Source organism: Pelosinus fermentans JBW45 (assembly GCF_000271665.2).
GTDB classification, from domain to species: Bacteria; Bacillota; Negativicutes; order DSM-13327; family DSM-13327; genus Pelosinus; species Pelosinus baikalensis.
The window spans coordinates 2,690,964-2,709,658 of the sequence record NZ_CP010978.1; the positions used below are offsets into that span (position 1 = coordinate 2,690,964).

The following is an 18,695-nucleotide window of genomic DNA, read 5'->3' on the forward strand; positions in this document are numbered from 1 at the left end:
CCTGATTAAAGAATTATCTTCACGATTTGATTAATAAAAAAACTAATAGCATTATAAAAAGGTGTTATAAAAACATGAATTACATTAAAATAAACTAATGCCAATAAAATAAATGGTGCATACGGTTCAATTTTTTCTAACATATATGCTTGACGTGCTGGCAATATATTCATCAAAACCTTTGAACCATCCAAAGGAGGCAATGGAATCATATTAAATACTGCAAAGATTATATTGTAGCTATATGTGAAGTTTAACACCATAGCTAATCCAGTGGATAACAGCTGCATCTTAGCTAAAATAGCATAAAGAATCGCAGCCATCAAAGCCATAATTACATTTGAAACTGGTCCTGCTATAGCAACTAAGAGGGTTCCCTTTCGCCAATTATCAAAATTGTTAGGATTAATTGGTACAGGCTTCGCCCAACCAAACTTAAACAACCATAACATAATTAGCCCAAAAGGATCAAGATGAGAAATTGGATTTAATGTTAATCGTCCCATCATTTTAGGAGTATTATCTCCCATCCAAACCGCCACTCTGGCATGAGCATATTCATGTATGGTTAATGCAATAAGCAATGCCGGAATTCTAAATATCATATTTTCATCAAAACCAAACACTAGTGTTCCTCCTTAAGCTAATATCATTGACCGTAAAACAGCAAATTGTAACCTCATTATACTAGAAAATTTTAGCTAAAGCAAAATATTAACCAAATGAAGAAGTTTTAACTAGATTATACTTAAGTTTCTCACGATATTGCATTAGATATGAAGTGTTGTTTTATTATATTTCTAGAATAAATAAGATGCTACTAGCAGATGCTATTATCAAAAGGAGGAGCTACATTGACATATTCCAATTATTCAACTTTAAAGTTAGTTACTGTTATTAGCCTTACCTTATTAGTAAGTGGTTGCAACATGTTTACTCCACTAAAGAAACCTGAAATAGGACCTGCTGGCAGCCCTGTGGAAACAAAACCAAATCCACCTATCAGTCAACGATTCGAATCGCCTCCTAAAGAGCTCTATGATTTAGAAGCTACTGCTGGTGTCATTTTTCAAGGAATAAATAAAAAAGACTGGGTACAAGCAGAGCGTGGTATTGCTACATTGCAAACCCTATGGCCGCAAATTAAAGATTTAGCTGGCAATAAAAAAGGAATTAAAGATGCCGATGAGGCGCTCACAACATTAGAAACAGATATCAATAAACAAAGCAGTAGTGCTTCTTATGAAAGTCTTATTAAATTTATGGCAAGTGTTAGCGATGTAGGAAAATCATATAAATTATCTCCGTTATCGGATATTGTCGCAATTGGCAACACCGTTCGAAATGTTAGCTTCTATGTTCAAGAAAAAGATTGGGATAAAGCAAAAGCAAAAATGAAAGAGTTAGAAGGAGCTTGGGGGCAGGCTAAACCGAGCATGGAAAAAGTCGGTATACTTGCTGAAATAACAAAAACCCATTCGGCTGTCAAACAATTGAAGGATGCTGTTGAAGCAGAAAATAAAGGAGCAGTCGAAGAGCAAATAGCCAATATTAATGAGAGTATGGGAATCATAAGAGAGTACTACCATGGTAAATAATAAATCCTCGCATCTGCGAGGATTTATTATTTACCATTCTTATTTTCTTCACCTTCATTGTCTAAACGATCTTTATCTTGCGGTTTTAATGCAGCAGGACGTAATATTTTGCTCGGTAACGGCAAACGTAATAATACGTCTTTCATACCTCCAAGATTAAAGGGTAATAGAGGCCACAAATAAGGAATACCAAAAGATTTTGTAGTAGCGATAACAATGAAAATACCAAGTAAGCCAACTAATAAGCCTGGCAATTTAAAAAAGATAACTAATATTAATAATATCGCTCGGAAGAATCGTATTGCCATAGCAAATTCTATACTTGGTGTAGCAAAAGCGCCAACAGCTGCTACTGCAGTGTAAAAGATGATTTCATTACCGAATAGCCCTACTTTAGTAGCAAACTCACCTATCATAAAAGCACCTATAAAACCAAGAGCCGTAGACTGGGCCGATGGTACATGTACAGTAGCCATACGCACCAATTCTACCCCTAGCTCTGCTAGAATGAACTGAAATCCAAGAGGAATAATTCCTGGATCTCGGGGACCAAGAAAGGCCAAAGATTCAGGCAGCAAATGACGTTGTAATACCAATGCCAACCATAATGGCGGCAACAATAAGGATAAAAAAACTCCTAATAATCGTACCATACGAAGGTAGGAACCAACAACAACATGTTGATGAAATTCTTCGACGTGTTGTACATGATGCCAGAATGTGGTAGGTAAAATCATAATATTAGGTGAAGTGTCAATCACTAAGCAGACATGACCTTCTAATAAATGAACAGCTGCTACATCTGGACGCTCTGTATAACGCACCTTAGGTAAAGGATTCCATTTACTTCCACCTACGATAAATTCTTCGATTGCTTTTTCTGCCATGGGTATGCCATCAATATTAATGTTATTTAGCCGTTCTTTCACGATATCAACTAATTTAGGATCCGTTACGTCTTTAATATATGCGACTGCAATATCACCTTGTGAGCGAGTTCCTATTTTAACAATTTCAAACCGCAACTGTGGATCACGAAGACGTCTTCTAATTAAAGCCGTGTTAAAAACTAATGTTTCAACGAAAGAATCTCTCGAACCCCTCGTCACTTTTTCAATTGTAGATTCACTAGGCATTCTAGCTGGATATGATCGAGCATCAATAATGATTAGTTCTTCTTCGCCATCTACTAAGAACAATAATTCACCTGATAACAAGCTCGTAACTGCGTCATTCATATTGCCCATTAACTTTACCTGTGAATGAGTAACTCTAGTATAAAATAGCTTCTGCAGCGTATTAATTGTTAACTCATCAGGATGTAGGGTAAGCATATCCTGAATAACATTAGTAAGGAGTATATCATTCGTCATTGCATTAATGGAAAAAGATGCTGCTCGTTTGCGACCTATTTTATATTCACGAAAAATAATATCAAAACTTTCTCCTACTCCTAAAAAATCTTTTAGATAATTAATATTATGATCGATATCTTTCTCAATTTTCTTTTGTTCTTCCATATTCAATACCACTCCGTTTTAATATCTCTTCAATTGCTTTACGTGTAATAGGCGCACCCCGCCCAATATCATCCGCTCTGTCCATCTTGCCAATATCTCCCACGCCGACAATAAAAGGTATGTCTACATAATTTAGTACATCTACGGTATCGCCAGTAATAATAGATTTTTTTTCATGTGTCTTCTTGCAAACACCGTTTTTATCGACCGAATGATTTACGATATCACCACTACTGGTTATGCACTCATCAGCTGCAATTCCAACTATACCCGTAGTATTCGATGCAACAGCGACTGCACCTAATACTTCAATATCAGGGTGGGAAGCAACATATTCCATTGCAACTTCTCCGTTACCTTTATGACGACTTCCCCGGTCATCGAACATAACAAGTACGGGATCATGATGAACTGTTTTTAGCAATTTTACGATTTCTTTTCCACTAATTGGAGTGGGATTACCGCCTGATGCTGATATACAACGAAGACCTAAGGATATAGCAATATCCTCCACTACATGTTGTGCAACTCTATCGCCATCTGTAACTAAGATTACTCGTATTTTTTCGGACAATATTTTCACCTCATGATTTTTTTTTAGTTTCTTTACTTAATAAATGGCTAATATTCGTCGCCACTTTTTCACTTTTACTAATGACTTCTTTAAGTTTTTGCAAACTAGTTTCTAGTTCGTTAGCCAATTCGTATTGTGTTTGGGCTAAGACCTGACTAACAGTCTGAACAGCCATAGAATCCTGTTGCTGCTGTTTCATATCGGATTTTTTAGTGTCATCAGTTTGTGGATTTGAAGAATTGTCCTCACTATTGCTCTTGCCTTGCAGCATTGCACTTACCAAGGTTTTTAACTCTTGTAATAACTCCTTATCCCCTTGTTCGGTGCTGCCACTTTGTAACAGTTGTTCAGATAGTTTTGCTTGAAGAAGTTTTTTACTTAAAGAGCCATCAGTATTCTTTCCAGCATCAGAAGAAGTATTTTTTTTACTATCATCATTTGAACTTTTCATTTCCTCTAAATTACTATTAAGCTTTTCTAATAGGGAAATAATTTCTTTATCATTACCACTATCCGCTTTAGTTTGAGCTTGGATAAATCCTTGAGCCATATCTGCAATTAAGTTATTTGTATCACCATTATTCTTATAGTCGTTATCATCTTTTATTGGTCGTTCCTCAATTGTTCTTCCATAATGCATAGAACGTCGTGCAGTTCTTCTCTCCATCTTTTTCACCTCACACAAAAATCTTCCATAGACTAATTAAACATGCTAAAACAAATAAACGAAAATTAACTACTGCAAAAGGATACTTAAGAGCACTCAGCGGATTCAACAAGCGAGATGTAGGTTCAAAAGCAATACCTCCTGCAAGGTAACTTGCAATGTAATTAGCTAAAGATCCGCTAAATAGTAATAAAGTTCCTATCAGACTTGTATTATAATTACTAACTGCAATTGTCCCAAAAGCACCAGCTGCTACAATGGTATCAATTTGTCCATTAAAAAGAACTGCCATTACAATCTCCCCTAGTTCATGCAAGCTAATCGCAAGTAAAACATAATGGGGGTAACGTATGCCAATTAGACAAATTGTGGCGATTATACCAATAAAATCGATAATTAACATCAGCCACCCTTGCCTTTAGGATTAAATAATACTGACATGAAGAAGCCAAAGACTACGGCAGCCATGATTCCAGTTGCTGTTGCTTTTAAAGCACCACTAAAAATTCCTAGAAAGCCAAAGCTATTAATATCTTCAATTGTTCCTGCTACCAAAGCATGACCAAAGCCTAATAAAGGAACTGTTGCACCAGCACCTGCAATATCTACTAAAGGCTGATATAAACCTACACCGCTTAGTATTCCCCCTAATACCACAAATAAAACTAAAACATGAGCAGGTGTTAAGGGAGTTAAATCCATTAGTAATTGTCCAATCACACATAAACCTCCTCCCACAACAAATACCATTATATACAAAGACGTGATAAACCCCTCCTTTTTATAAATGTTTATGGCATTTCTATTGATACAGCATGGGCAATACAAGGAATCGATTCCTTTTGTTGATAAGATGTTGTACTATGTAAACTACCTGTTCCCAAGAAAAGTATTTTTTTCAATTTATCCTGTAGTAATCTTTTATAAATGTACCCACATAACACGATTGCGGAGCTGGCGCATCCACTAGCACCTGCATGAGCATCTTGATTCTCCCTATAAACCATACAGCCACAATCTTGATAGTTATTGGAAATATCTACCCCTTTTTCTTGCAGCAGCTGTATGACTAAATCTCTTCCTACACTTCCTAAATCTCCGGTAAAGATCATGTCATAATAAGCTGGCGTTCTTCCAATATCCTGAAGATGTTGCCATATGGTATCAACTGCAGCTGGTGCCATAGCTGGTCCCATTGCATTCGGATCTTTTATACCATAATCAACAATCTTACCAATTGTTCCTGTAGTAATACGCGGACCACTACCCGAGGTGGAAACAACTACAGCTCCCGATCCTGTTACTGTCCATTGAGCTCCAGGCGGCCGTTGTACACCCATTTCATTAGGAAAACGATATTGTCGCTCTGCAGCATCATGATGGCTAGAAGCAGCCGCTACAATTTTATTAAAAAATCCCCCATCTAGTAATATAGCACTTAACAGCATGCCTTCTACCATAGTAGAGCATGCTCCATATAAGCCTAAGAATGGTCTTTTTAAATTTTTCATTGCAAAATGAGTACTCATTAACTGATTCAGCAAATCACCAGCAAAGACACAGTCAACCTCTTCCATCGTGCTACTTTCTTTTTCTATCGCTTTTTTTATCGCATATTCCATCAAATACGATTCACATTGCTCCCAACTAGCCAAACCATTTAGGTTATCCGGCATAATATAATCAAAGTATCCTTGTAATAACCCTTTTCCTTCCATAGGGCCAACAATGTTTGCTGTGCTCGTTATGATTGGAGGATTTGTAAAAACAACACTTTGCATACCTTGTTTCTTATTCATTTAATCTACCTCCTATTGTCTGATCCAATAGATTAAGCCAATTATAAATGCAGTTACCATTCCATATACTAATACCGGTCCGGCAATAACAAACATTTTAGCTCCAACACCAAATACATAGCCTTCACGTTTAAACTCCATAGCTGGCGCTACAATGGAGTTTGCAAATCCTGTTATAGGGACAATTGAACCTGCCCCAGCTCGCTTGCCTAAGTCATCATAAACACCAATCCCTGTAAAAAACGCTCCTAAAAAGACTAATACAGCTGTCGCACAAGCAGAAGCCTCTTTTTTTGGTAAATCTAGCCCCAAGAAATAATCTGTAAATAATTGCCCTAAAGTACAGATAAGTCCACCAACGACAAAGGCCCAGCAAATATTCTTAAGTAATGGGGGGGTGGGCGTAACATTATCTACCTTACTTTGATATTTTTGTTGCTGCATTTTTTCTTTAATCTCTTGTTGTTTCTTATTCATTTCATTAGGCATATTGTCACCCTTTGTAAAATTATAATTCTTACTTAAAACAATGCATACCTTAGCCTTTTCTTATTTTGACCACTCAAATCTGAAATATGCATCTTTCAAAAAGAAAACTTTATTTATAAAAAAGAGCACCACAAAGGGTACTCTTTCTTTTGTGATCATACTTTAATGATTCACTTTAAATGCAACTTTTACATCAGCTTTGTATTCTGCAATATGTCCATTGTCAATATTAGCAGTAAAGTTAGTTACTTCGACGCCAAGTATATCATCAATTGATCTAGAAGCTTCCATTACCGCGTTGTCTACTGCATCTGTCCAGTTATGGCTAGATGTGCCAACTAACTCAATTACTTTTACAACCATGCCATTACCTCCTTGATTAATTATACGATTCTCCAATAGTGTGCGCATAACGATTGGTATTATACTCATTGCGTAGCGACTACTTGATCTTTTTAGTATAGAATATTTATCAACATGTTAAGTGATTTGATTCTACCTTATTCAAATAGAGAACTTGCTTTGCTCCCATTGGCGAGCGCTGGGGAAAATTACTATAAAGAAATAGCCAAGTAAATATGCTGCTACTTAGAGCGACAATCACAGCCCAAATAATATATTTTCTTTTGCCAGACATAATTACCACCTCTTTATCTTAGTATGCCTATTTTATAAAAAAATAAGACCTCTGTTTATGAGGTCTGCATAAATTCTTTCATGAGTTTTAAAGCTTGTTTTTCAATTCTAGAAATTTGTACTTGAGATAATCCTATTATTTGGGCTACTTCTGCTTGGGTTTTATCAGCAAAGAAACGTAAATGAATTACAAGACGCTCTTTTTCTGGTAGACGTAATACAATTTCTTTTAATGCTAATTTTTCAAAGTAAGCGCTATCTTCTTCCTCACAATACTTCATTTGATCCAATAACAGTATTGGATCACCATCATCATGAAAAACATTAGCATATAAGGATGTCGGTGTCTGAATTGCTTCTAAAGCAGCCACGACTTCTTGCGGTGCTAGGCTCAACTCCTTTGCAATTTCCGTTATGGTTGGATCTCGTCCTAATACGCCCTGCAATCTTTCTTGAGTACGGTGCACTTTATATGCCAATTCTTTTACTGGGCGGCTAACTTTCACGGGATTATCATCTCGGATAAATCGTCGGATTTCTCCAATAATCATTGGCACTGCATAAGTTGAAAACTTAACACTAAATTTAGTGTCAAAACGTTCAATTGCTTTGACCAAACCGATACAGCCTAATTGGAATAAATCGTCCCATTCATAGCCGCGGTTTGTAAAGCGATGCACCACACTTCGTACCAAATTGATATTATTTTCTAAAATATATTCCTTAGCAATTTGATCACCAGCTTGTGCTTTATGTAATAAATTTTTGATTTCTTCATCTTCAAGCATGGTATCCCACCTAATGCTCTGTCTTAAGCAAAGTTTTTTTCACCATTCTCACCAGTGTTCCCTTATTAACTTCCGACTCAATATAAAGTTCATCCATGAAAGATTCCATAAAAGCAAAGCCTAACCCCATACGTTCTGGATCACTAGAATAGGACGGTTGACGTGCTAATGCAATATCAGCGATACCTTTTCCGTGATCTACAATAATATATTCTAATTGATCCTCATATAAGGTCATCTTGATTTGGATTTCTCCATCTTGGTACTCATATCCATGTATGACAGCGTTAGAAACTGCTTCTGATACAGCAACCTTTATTTCCTCGATCTCATTTAAAGTAAAATCCACCTGAGCTGCAAAAGCAGCAGTACTCACCCTGGCAATACCAACGTTTTCGCTAAGACTTCGAATACTCATAGTAATCTGATTTTTTATTGCCATGATGCCCTCCTCATAAGCATTCTAGTGCTTCTTTTTCAGAATGGTATAGTTTAATAATCTTTAAGAGCCCAGATAATTCAAAAATCTGTAATACTTGTGGCTGAATCTGAGTGGCAGACATAATACCACCTAAACCACTAATTTTTTTGTAACGTCCTAATAAAACACCTAAACCAGAACTATCAATAAACTTTACCGCTTCTAAATTAAACAAAACGTGTTTTACCCCGCTTAATTCTAATGCATGATCTACGGTTTCTCTAAACTCAGTAGCAACATGCATGTCCAACTCCCCTTCGACTCTTACTAACAAAACACCTCGTTTCAGTGAAGTGACTATATTCAATATATTTTCCTCCTCTTCGTGACTCTGCTACTAATATTCTTTCAATAGGTAAATTTTTCCTGCCTAAAAATAAAAAAAGCGGAATAATTTCCGCTTTTTTTATTTTAAATCTACTATGTTGAATTATTTTATAGAAAATAAATTAGTAAACATATTTTGCAACGTCTTCATTAAACTTGCTTTTTCAATATTTTTTTCTGCCACTAAATCGACTTTGCCGATTTCTTTACCATCTCGTAATACTAATAATTCCCCACATTTCTGACCTTGCACGATTGGAGCCGTTAAAGTTGAATCAGTAACTACTTGCTTTTGTAAATTCTTATTTTCTCCCTTGCTTAATAATAATGTTAAATCTTCAGAAGCTACTAATTGGAGTTCCTTTTCCATTCCTTTACTTACTTTTACTCGTTCTACTACTGCACCTGAATTGATAATTGGCATTGCTGCGAAATTAGCGAATCCCCAGTCAAGCAGCTTCATACTCTCTCTTAAATGTGATCTTGGCTCAGGTGTAGCAAAAACTACAGAAATCAATCGTAATCCATCACGTTTCGCTGTACCAGCAAAGCAATATTGAGCTTCTTGCGTCCAACCTGTCTTTAAGCCGTCAGCACCTTTATACCACCATAATAATTTGTTCGTATTTACTAGCCAATTTTTCCCATCGCGCAACCAATATTCTTTAATACTACATAGTTCCATATAGAAAGGATGTTTTACTGCCTCTTTAGCAATCAATGCTGTATCAAAGGCACTCATATAATGATCTGGAGTTGGCAAACCATTTACATTTGCAAAATGAGTATCATTAAGCCCTAAAGCAGTACTGCGCTGATTCATAGCTTCTACAGCAGCAGCTTGACTGCCATAGATGTGTTCCATAACAGCAACTGCAGCATCATTGGCACTAACTACAGCCATGGCAATCATTAATTCATGCAAAGTCATCTGTTCGCCAGGTTCTAACCATATCTGTGAGCCACCTTGGTGCCAAGCATTTTCTGTAATTGATACTCTGTCTGTTAAACTCACCCGTCCTTGCTCAACAGCTTCTACTGCTAACAACAATGTCATTGATTTTGTCACACTTGCTGGAGGTAAACGTTTATGTGAATCTTTTTCGAATAAAACAGTCCCATTACCATCCATTAAAACAGCCGATTGCGCAATTGTTTCTAGTCCTGCACCTGATACTTTCTTGTTTTCAGCTGCTTGTAAGATGGGATTGCAAATACTCAATAACACCAGTAGGCACATAAGAATCATTACTATTTTAGATTGGATGAATCGAAACATATTTAAAACACTCCTTTCATCTTTTTTTTAGCTTCTCCAAGATAAAAAGCAATTACACTGGAAATTAACAATAAAAAAAGACTAGCTAAACTAGTCTTTTTGATATATTTATTAGCTTACGTAGCTTTAAAGCCATAATGATCAACTACGCCTAAAATTAGGTTTGTTTTTGGTACTTGCTTATTATCAATTTTTATTGCATCTACCTATAATGATTGTACTTCTTTTATTTTTGCTTCATTATTGGCATAAATTGTACAAAGGCTTTGACCTTTTTCAATACGATCGCCTACGCGTTTCTTCAGCATGATACCAGCAGATAAATCATTTCTTGTCCTTTATATTCACGGCCTGCTCCTAGTCTCATAGCACAATAACCAGCATCAATTTTTTGTATGTAGCCTTCCTCAGAGCAGATCACCTTAGTTTCTATTTTTGCTTGTGGCAATGCTTTTGGGTTGCTGACAACATCCACATTTCCACCTTGGGCAATTATAAATTCTTTAAATTTATGTAGTGCCACTTTACAATCATATTACCTGACATAGCCATAGCCATAGTTAAGGATGCCGTTTCTTTCATGGTCATCCCTTTAAAAAAGACTGCCATTAGCCATGCCGCCATCTGATAGTCAGGTATTTCATTATTGGTGTAGGCATGGATCAAATACTTAATTTCCAAATCTGTAAGCATAAGGCCATCACGCTTTTTTGTAATGACATCTAAAAAAATGTGCAAATACTAAAATTGAAGCATATGCTCGACGTAAACTACATAAAAGCTTTTATCGTAATTTAAAATCATTCATCTGGATAAACAGGAAGAGGGATAGCTAGACATCTTATCATGTAAAAAGGCTTTTACTCAAGAATGAATTTAATGGATCGAGCCCTAATCCTATTTTTCCATATAGACGAAAGAATTCCTTTACGGCCAGTAATTGTTACTGGCGTATCTACATCAAAATTCCTATAGTACGCTGCATTAGACAAGGCACCAACTCCTACTGTCAATTGCTATAGCAATCATGCATTGAACATGATCAAATCGTTTGGTTGCCAACTATTATGCTCGCGGATGCGTTTTATCATACACTTCTTTTAAACGGTTTTTAGTAACATGAGTATAAATCTGTGTGGTGGAAATATCGGCATGACCAAGCATTTCTTGTACCGATCGTAAATCAGCACCATTTTCTAATAAATGTGTTGCAAAAGAATGACGTAACGTATGGGGAGTAATTGCCTTATTAATATCAGCTTCTTGCGCATATTTCTTAATTATTTTCCAAAAACCTTGTCTCGTAAGTCGATTTCCATGATGATTGACAAAGAGAGCAGCCTCTTCATATGTACGTATTAATTTAGAACGTCCCTTACCGATATAATCTTGCACACATTTAGCAGCTATGGACCCTAAGGGTACGATCCGCTCTTTTGCGCCTTTACCATAACATTTTATATATCCCATATCTAAATTAACATCTGAAATATTTAAAGAGATTAACTCCGATACTCGAATTCCTGTTGCATATAAAAGTTCTAACATTGCTTTATCCCTTAGTCCTGTAGGTAAAAAACCACTCGGTTGTTTTAGAAGTTCTTCAACCTCTGTAATACTAAGGACTTTTGGCAACTTCTTCTCAAGTTTAGGCGACTCAAGATTAGCAGCAGGATCCTTTTCTAAATAACGCTCACGTACCAAATATTGATAAAAGGATTTTATGGCAGCAAGGTTACGTGAGATCGTGGAAACTGCCCGACCTTTCGATTGAAGACTACTTAAATAACTGAGGATGGTAGTGCGATTTGAGTCCTTCAAAATTTCCATGTTGCCGTTTTGTAAATACAATTGGAATTGATGTAAATCACGTCCATATGATTCTAGCGTATTTTGCGCTAAACCTCGTTCAACTGCAAGATAGTTAATAAACTCATTAACATAACCTTCCATTTTTACCACCCTTTTTTTACTTTTGCGATAATGCTCACGAAAATCTTTTTCTTTCTAATTTCCTTTATTCCACATAATATTTACTTTTCCTGTCTAATATTAACAAAATCCATCTATTGGAATATATTTTTTTGTCAACTCCCGTTACATTGATTTTATAAGGTCCTCACTTACCCTCATTGGCTTCTCAATCAGATGCTCTTGGCGTATTTTCTCTTCTGGAGGACTTAAATACCATAAAATACTTAATAACTTAGGTAAAATATAGAAAACTATAATTAACAGAATTACGATTTTAGTATATAATTTACATTTTTTCATTATGTTGTGTCCTGAAAAGTTAATTACCATTTTCTTACCACCTCCTAATTAGCTTAACTTAATATTATGCTTATTCACTATCTATCTGGTTTATTCAACTATAAATAAAATGAGGACTGTAAATTTTACAGTCCTCATCATTATTGAAACTAAAATGCTGATTAACGAGTTTGCTTCTATGAGTCAGCTGTTAGTGTTTTGTTAAGAACGTTGCAGCTAATTTCATAAATACTGGTGAAATATATACTTCTAGTAAAGCTGCAACCAACATGACAGCCAATACCATTATGCACACCATAGAATATCGCACCGCTTCATACCATATATTAATTTTGTCATAGGTTTTGCGGCGTACTAGCATGAGTGAGAATGTTGTGGCAGATACCCCTAATACTAGTATGGCTGGAACTGCGAAGAGATTGTGGGGTAATATCGAAGCAAAAGCAAATAACAATCCTCTCATAACATATTCATTTACTAGAAATCCTACGGTAAATCCAATAATAAAACCTCGCGTAAATAAAATGAATAGTACAAAGGGAATGCCAATGATAGTAAATCCTAATATCCACATTAATACAACCGTTTTGACATTATTAAACATGACCATGCCTATCATATTATTGGAGGAAGCATCATCATTTCCTTGCGATAATCCGGTAAAGAACATATGAAGATAATTAATAAGCTCGCTCTTTTGGTCATCAGGAAGTATTTTTACAGCTAATGCGCCTATTACTATCCCAATGACCAATATAAGAATCATAAAGAAATACGCAACTATATTTGCTTTTAAATAAAAACTAAAGTTTTGACGAAAATAAGCTAGCATGCAACCGTCCTCCCTGTTTGTTCTGTTATGATATATGATAAGGCAGCAAACTTTATACCATATTTGTCCACATACTCTCTTCTACAATATTGAATGTTGATGCGTCAAATATGAGTAAGATTATATTCTTTCTTCCTTATCACAAAAAAGACTAAAATTCAGTTAAGTTTAAAAACCAACTGAATTTTAGTCTAAAAAATGTAAAGCAAATTTTAATTATATTCCTGCTAATAATAATGCCAGCATGCTTTTCGCATCATTGATTCTTCCATCGGCAATCATCTCTTTTATTTTTTCTTTGGTATAGATTTCTACATCTAAGAACTCATCTTCATCTGGAGATGGCTTAGATAATATCAAATCTTCAGCACGATAAAGATGTATTATTTCGTCAGTAAAACCGGGAGTTGTATAAATGGATGCGATCTTCTTTATATTCTTAGCCACATAACCCGTTTCTTCTTCCAACTCTCGCAATGCACATTCATCAGGTTGTTCGCCCTGATCTAATTTCCCAGCAGGTACTTCCAATAGCAACTTTCCAATCGGATAACGATATTGCCTAACTAATACAATATTTCCTTCTTGTGTAATTGGCACAACTGCAACTGCTCCTGGGTGTTTAATATATTCTCGTGATGCTTTTTTACCATTTGGTAATTCTACTTGATCAGAGAATACATTAAGTAAATTACCTTTAAAAACTACTTTTGAAGCTAAGGATTTCTCTATTAAGTTACTCATTATCATTCCCCCAATAAATTGACATAGTTTAGTGCTGATTACATATATTTGTACTAAGCAAGAATTTTTACACACGATCTCTAGTGTTGTATGCTCGAATCAATCATCAGAGATCTTAACATATTTATTCAGTTTTCTTTGTAAAAGTCCTGCATTATTATAAAACTACTCTTAAGTTGCATACCTTTACTAAAAAAGCTCTATAAAACTAGTTTAACCAGTTTTATAGAGCTTTACAGATACAAACTTGTAAAAATTAAATTTTCAGATATCTTAAAGAACTTATACTCGCATCTCCATTCTCAATTTATCAGCAATCATTGCCATAAATTCAGAATTTGTTGGTTTTCCTTTTTCAAGTTTAACAGTATAGCCAAATAAACGGTTAATCATGTCCATATTACCACGACTCCACGCTACTTCAATGGCATGCCTAATAGCTCTTTCTACCCGACTAGGTGTAGTAGCATATTTCTCAGCAATCATAGGATAGAGTACTTTGGTTACAGCTCCCAATAAATCAATTTCTGTTATTATCATCATGATTGCATCACGTAAATATTGATAACCTTTAATATGGGCGGGGATACCAATCTCACGAATGATATTAGTGACCTCTACGTCTATAGGCCGAGCTTTTATAGCTTGAGCTACCACTGGACGCTGTGCCGTAATCGTAGTAGCTAATTGTCTGATTCTACTGGCCAGTACATCCATATTAAATGGCTTTAATATATAATAATCAGCGCCCAGCTCTACTACACGCTGAGTGATACTTTCCTGACCAAATGCGGTAAGCATAATTATTTTAGGACGTTTAGCTGATAATGTATTAAGACGTTCTAACACACCGATACCATCAAGATGCGGCATTATAATATCTAAAATTACCACATCAGGACTTTTCTCCTCAATTATTGATAAGATTTGTTCTCCATTATATGCTATGCCAACCAATTGAAAATCCACCTGTTGAGTAAGATATTCCTGAACAATTCCAACAAACTCTCGGTTGTCATCAGCAATAGCTACTTTAATTGTTTCTTTAATCACGTTATAATCCTCTCCCTGCTATTTTCTATAATAATAACTGTTCGACAAAGCTATATAAATCCCTTCCTCTTTTGGAAAAAAAATACAATTATATTTTATTATTTATTGATAGAAATTTACATTTTTTTATGAAATTTTACAGAAAAAATCATTATGTATCAAAATTCTGTTAAAAATCGAAATTAATTCTATAAAAAATAGCAGATGTGAAAACTTCTTAAATAATTATTTACTCCCTTTACGCATCAAAATTCGTCCAGTTCGATCAAAATTACGACATTGCATATTTCTCGATCTATTTTTTAATAATAAACCTATATTACACAATCTTATTATCAAAGAAAAAACCAGAAAACGTAAAAAGTTTTCTGGCAGATTGTTTCCCTGCTTTAGGTACGATTCCGCTTTCAATTAACATCCATTCAATAAAACATCCATATCCTCTAGTTGGATCATGGACAAATACATGAGTCACTGCACCTACTAACTTACCATTTTGAATAATTGGACTGCCACTCATTCCTTGCACGATTCCACCTGTTTTTTCTAATAACACAGGATCCGTCACTTTAATAACGAGTCCTTTACCTTCTGGAGCTTCTTGTAAGTTCACTTTCTGGATATCAATACTAAAACGTTTAATGGTTTGTCCATCTACTACAGTTAATATTTCTGCATAACCTGTTTGAATTTGATTCATAGAAGCTACTGGTATTGCTTCAGAATAAAGCTCATTTGGAACTTTGTCAACTAATTTTCCGTATATTCCAAATTTTGTGTTTTTATCAATGTTACCCAACAAATGATCTTCGTTTATAAAAATACCTATCTTTTCTCCTGGTTGACCACGCTTACTATGCTGTATTCCCGATACTGATGCAGATACGATCTTTCCCTGTTCACAGTCAATGGGCTGATTAGTATCACTATCTGTAATTATATGCCCTAAAGCACCATAAGCATGGGATTTGGGATCATAAAATGATAATGTACCAACACCAGCTGCACTATCACGTACAAATAAGCCAATTCTATATCTTTTGGTATCATTACATAATATTGGTGCTAAGTTAATATGAATTTGTTCTTCTCCACGTTTCAATAAAATATCGAGTTTTTCTTTTTCCTTACCACTGCTATCAATAATTTCGGCTACTTGGCTATCGCTTTGAACGGAAATACCATTAATACTCATAATAACATCACCAATATTAATACCTGCATCCTTAGCTGGAGTTACATATTCTTCATTACCAATTGGAACTGGAGAATGTCCAACGATAATGACTCCGCGAGAATGCAACACAACACCGATAGAATGCCCTCCAGGTACTAATTCAATGGGCGGCAGTACATCTACTTGTACGGTTCGTATGGGTATTATACCTAAAAGCTTAAACTCAACAGTAGATTTTCCTAGCTTTAAACTTTCTAAAAAGACTGACCTTGACAATGCATACTTTGATAAAGGAGATTCTTCTTTAATATTTTTTTCTAAATCTGGATGAATCGTGAGGGTTAAGGGAAAATTAACATTAAATAACGCAACTTCTCCTGCAATAATGCGCATATGAGGAGGTAACCCATAAACAGTACGGAATTGTGGTGAAAAACTAAATGCAATAATTAACGCTGCAATACATATTCCCATGAAGGAACGACACTTACTATTCCTCATGTTTTTGCATTCCCCCTTTTCATCTAGTGCTAAATTTATACATAAGAAATTCAGTCATCTTTCAAGTTACGCATTTTGAAAAGGTCTGGAATTTACAGCAAATTATCAAATTATTACTTATCACTTTCTCTTCTAACTTTAAACATTCCCGTTTTTTAAAGCGATTATTCTCAATTAACAGCGTATAATCTCTTGAAATTTGATTTTCAGCTAATTCAGCAAAAAATAAAGCCCAAGCTTATGCTTGCGCTTTATTTTTCCATTTTTCTTTTTTTATCAATGCAGATTTAAATATTTGATTCGCATTTTCCAATGCAATTGGTGTAATCTCATTGCCTGAAATCATTCGCGTTAATTCTAATAATTGCTCATCTTTTGTGAGAACCGTAATGATTGTATTTGTCCTCTCACCCTCAATTTGTTTCTTTATATACACATGGCGATCAGCCATACAAGCAATCTGAGGCAAATGAGTAATGCACAATACTTGTCTGGCACAAGCTACTTTAGCTACCTTTTCGGCTACCATATGTCCAGCTTGTCCGCCAATTCCTGCATCAATTTCATCAAAGACCATAATACCAACAGCATCACGATAGGCACAAACTGTTTTTATTGCTAGAGCAATACGGGAAAGTTCTCCACCAGACGCAATTTTATATAGCGGTTTAGTTTGCTCACCAAGGTTGGCAGAAAATAAGAAACTTACTTCATCAGCGCCATGAAAAGTAAAATCTGGACGAGGTATAACTTCAATATCAAATGTCGCATTTGTCATTCCTAAATCCGCTAAATGTTTACTGATCTGCTCTGATAATATCTTAGATGATTGCGTCCTTAGCGCATGAAGTTTTTCGCAGTAAGAATTTAACTTTTCTTCTAAAGTCTTTTGTTGTTGATTTAAGTTAGCGATTGTCTGATCATAATTATGTATATCTTCCAGCTCAGCAAGAGATTTTTCGTAATATTGCAATATTTCTATAATGGTTGTTCCATATTTTTTCTTTAATTTATAAATTACATCCATACGTTCTTGTAATGTAACTAATTTATGAGGATCAAAATCAATTTCATCACCATATACACGTAAATCGGTGCAACTTTCTTCTAATTGATATAATGCATCACTTACAGCAGTTAACTGTTCCTGTATGCGATTATCATAACGGGCAATCACTTCTAATTCATGCTTCACTTCAGCCAAAGCTGGTAAAATACCTTGTACTCCAGCAGTACCTTGTTCCAATAAAATATAGGACCGATTGACTGCAGTTGTAATTTTCTCAACATTTGCCAATACGGGGATTTGCCGCTCAATCTCCTCATCTTCACTGGGTTTTAATTGTGCTAACGCTATTTCTTTGGTTTGCCAACTTAACATATCAATGCGTTGAGCTCTTTCTCGAGAGCTTTGTGCAAGTACTGCTTGCTGCTTTATTACATCAAGCCACCTTTGATATATTTGACGATATTGTTCCAATTCTATTTTAATTTTTTCATCAAAAGCATCTAGTAGGAATAAATAAGATTCTGGGCGTAATAGGGCTTGATTTTCATGTTGACCATGCATATCAACAAGTTTTTCACCAATTTGCCGCAATGTATTTACGGTAACATGACAGCCATTAATTAAAATACTATTTTTGCCTTGTCTAGAGAAACGACGGCTAATAATTACTACTGCATCATCTTCAATTGTAATGCCTTGCTCATCGATTATTTTATAAATAGAAGTTAATTTAGAAATATCAAATACTGCCTCAACTCTAAAAAAATCGCAGCCTGTTCGAATCGAATCAACAGAAGCTCGATTTCCTAAAATGATACTTAAAGCATCTATTAGGATCGATTTTCCTGCGCCTGTTTCTCCAGTTAGTATATTTAACCCTTCATCAAATTCCACCACGGCTTGTTCAATTAATGCAAAATTAGTAACAGTCAATGATTTTAACACAT

The 18,695-nt window shown here is 35.2% G+C and carries 23 protein-coding genes; 1 reads left to right on the plus strand and 22 read right to left on the minus strand.

Annotated features, from left to right (window positions below; translation table 11 throughout):
• Positions 1–5: 5 nt before the first annotated feature.
• Entirely contained in the window at positions 6–626 is a 621-nt protein-coding gene (locus JBW_RS11890) for a site-2 protease family protein (RefSeq protein ID WP_007953418.1), read from the minus strand.
• A 228-nt stretch (positions 627–854) separates the two neighbouring features.
• Here JBW_RS11890 and JBW_RS11895 point away from each other — a divergent pair, with 228 nt between their 5' ends.
• Positions 855–1,598, plus strand: a complete 744-nt coding sequence (locus JBW_RS11895; RefSeq protein WP_007953419.1) for a DUF4363 family protein — start codon at positions 855–857, stop codon at positions 1,596–1,598.
• 26 nt (positions 1,599–1,624) lie between these two features.
• On the opposite strand, the gene JBW_RS11900 is transcribed toward JBW_RS11895, so the two are convergent.
• The 21 genes from JBW_RS11900 to recN form a co-directional block, all read right to left on the minus strand.
• Positions 1,625–3,118: a spore germination protein gene (locus JBW_RS11900; RefSeq protein ID WP_007953420.1), complete on the minus strand. Its 1,494-nt coding sequence runs from the start codon at positions 3,116–3,118 to the stop codon at positions 1,625–1,627.
• Positions 3,096–3,692, minus strand: a complete 597-nt coding sequence (locus JBW_RS11905; protein WP_007953421.1) for a stage V sporulation protein AE — start codon at positions 3,690–3,692, stop codon at positions 3,096–3,098. The genes JBW_RS11900 and JBW_RS11905 overlap by 23 nt, the downstream gene beginning before the upstream one ends.
• A gap of 10 nt (positions 3,693–3,702) precedes the next feature.
• Positions 3,703–4,359 (minus strand): hypothetical protein, encoded by a 657-nt coding sequence (locus JBW_RS11910; protein WP_007953422.1) that lies wholly within the window; start codon positions 4,357–4,359, stop codon positions 3,703–3,705.
• A gap of 10 nt (positions 4,360–4,369) precedes the next feature.
• Positions 4,370–4,762 carry a hypothetical protein gene (locus tag JBW_RS11915; RefSeq protein WP_007953429.1) on the minus strand — a complete coding sequence of 131 codons (393 nt, stop codon included), beginning with the start codon at positions 4,760–4,762 and terminating at the stop codon, positions 4,370–4,372.
• Positions 4,762–5,109, minus strand: coding sequence for a stage V sporulation protein AE (gene spoVAE / locus JBW_RS11920; protein WP_071882488.1), 348 nt, complete (start codon positions 5,107–5,109; stop codon positions 4,762–4,764). Before spoVAE ends, JBW_RS11915 begins: the two co-directional genes overlap by 1 nt.
• Positions 5,110–5,150: 41 nt before the next feature.
• Complete coding sequence (gene spoVAD, locus JBW_RS11925) at positions 5,151–6,158, minus strand: stage V sporulation protein AD (RefSeq protein ID WP_007953433.1); 1,008 nt, start codon at positions 6,156–6,158, stop codon at positions 5,151–5,153.
• 12 nt (positions 6,159–6,170) lie between these two features.
• On the minus strand, positions 6,171–6,647 hold the full coding sequence (gene spoVAC, locus JBW_RS11930; protein WP_007953435.1) for a stage V sporulation protein AC: 477 nt from the start codon (positions 6,645–6,647) through the stop codon (positions 6,171–6,173).
• Positions 6,648–6,809: 162 nt separating this feature from the next.
• On the minus strand, positions 6,810–7,046 hold the full coding sequence (locus tag JBW_RS11935) for a dodecin family protein (RefSeq protein ID WP_235333765.1): 237 nt from the start codon (positions 7,044–7,046) through the stop codon (positions 6,810–6,812).
• Between the two features lie 293 nt (positions 7,047–7,339).
• The gene (sigF, locus tag JBW_RS11940; RefSeq protein ID WP_007953439.1) at positions 7,340–8,071 is read right to left on the minus strand and encodes an RNA polymerase sporulation sigma factor SigF; all 732 of its coding nucleotides are present in this window, start codon (positions 8,069–8,071) and stop codon (positions 7,340–7,342) included.
• Between the two features lie 10 nt (positions 8,072–8,081).
• Complete coding sequence (spoIIAB, locus tag JBW_RS11945) at positions 8,082–8,513, minus strand: anti-sigma F factor (protein ID WP_007953442.1); 432 nt, start codon at positions 8,511–8,513, stop codon at positions 8,082–8,084.
• 10 nt (positions 8,514–8,523) lie between these two features.
• On the minus strand, positions 8,524–8,859 hold the full coding sequence (gene spoIIAA, locus JBW_RS11950; protein WP_007953444.1) for an anti-sigma F factor antagonist: 336 nt from the start codon (positions 8,857–8,859) through the stop codon (positions 8,524–8,526).
• 123 nt (positions 8,860–8,982) lie between these two features.
• Complete coding sequence (locus JBW_RS11955) at positions 8,983–10,158, minus strand: D-alanyl-D-alanine carboxypeptidase family protein (protein ID WP_007953445.1); 1,176 nt, start codon at positions 10,156–10,158, stop codon at positions 8,983–8,985.
• A 206-nt stretch (positions 10,159–10,364) separates the two neighbouring features.
• A complete protein-coding gene (locus JBW_RS25715) occupies positions 10,365–10,466 on the minus strand; it encodes a hypothetical protein (RefSeq protein WP_235333766.1) in 102 nt (33 codons plus the stop codon).
• Positions 10,460–10,681, minus strand: a complete 222-nt coding sequence (locus JBW_RS25720; RefSeq protein ID WP_235333767.1) for a hypothetical protein — start codon at positions 10,679–10,681, stop codon at positions 10,460–10,462. The genes JBW_RS25715 and JBW_RS25720 overlap by 7 nt, the downstream gene beginning before the upstream one ends.
• The gene (locus tag JBW_RS25725) at positions 10,651–10,851 is read right to left on the minus strand and encodes a hypothetical protein (protein WP_052697333.1); all 201 of its coding nucleotides are present in this window, start codon (positions 10,849–10,851) and stop codon (positions 10,651–10,653) included. The genes JBW_RS25720 and JBW_RS25725 overlap by 31 nt, the downstream gene beginning before the upstream one ends.
• 372 nt (positions 10,852–11,223) lie before the next feature.
• Entirely contained in the window at positions 11,224–12,111 is an 888-nt protein-coding gene (gene xerD / locus JBW_RS11965; protein ID WP_007953447.1) for a site-specific tyrosine recombinase XerD, read from the minus strand.
• A 511-nt stretch (positions 12,112–12,622) separates the two neighbouring features.
• A complete protein-coding gene (gene spoIIM / locus JBW_RS11975; RefSeq protein ID WP_007953455.1) occupies positions 12,623–13,264 on the minus strand; it encodes a stage II sporulation protein M in 642 nt (213 codons plus the stop codon).
• Between the two features lie 216 nt (positions 13,265–13,480).
• On the minus strand, positions 13,481–14,008 hold the full coding sequence (locus JBW_RS11980) for an NUDIX hydrolase (protein ID WP_007953457.1): 528 nt from the start codon (positions 14,006–14,008) through the stop codon (positions 13,481–13,483).
• A gap of 282 nt (positions 14,009–14,290) precedes the next feature.
• The gene (spo0A, locus tag JBW_RS11985; protein ID WP_007934073.1) at positions 14,291–15,061 is read right to left on the minus strand and encodes a sporulation transcription factor Spo0A; all 771 of its coding nucleotides are present in this window, start codon (positions 15,059–15,061) and stop codon (positions 14,291–14,293) included.
• Positions 15,062–15,380: 319 nt separating this feature from the next.
• Positions 15,381–16,739, minus strand: a complete 1,359-nt coding sequence (spoIVB, locus tag JBW_RS11990; RefSeq protein ID WP_007953458.1) for a SpoIVB peptidase — start codon at positions 16,737–16,739, stop codon at positions 15,381–15,383.
• A 238-nt stretch (positions 16,740–16,977) separates the two neighbouring features.
• Positions 16,978–18,693 (minus strand): DNA repair protein RecN, encoded by a 1,716-nt coding sequence (recN, locus tag JBW_RS11995; protein ID WP_007953459.1) that lies wholly within the window; start codon positions 18,691–18,693, stop codon positions 16,978–16,980.
• Positions 18,694–18,695 lie beyond the last annotated feature (2 nt).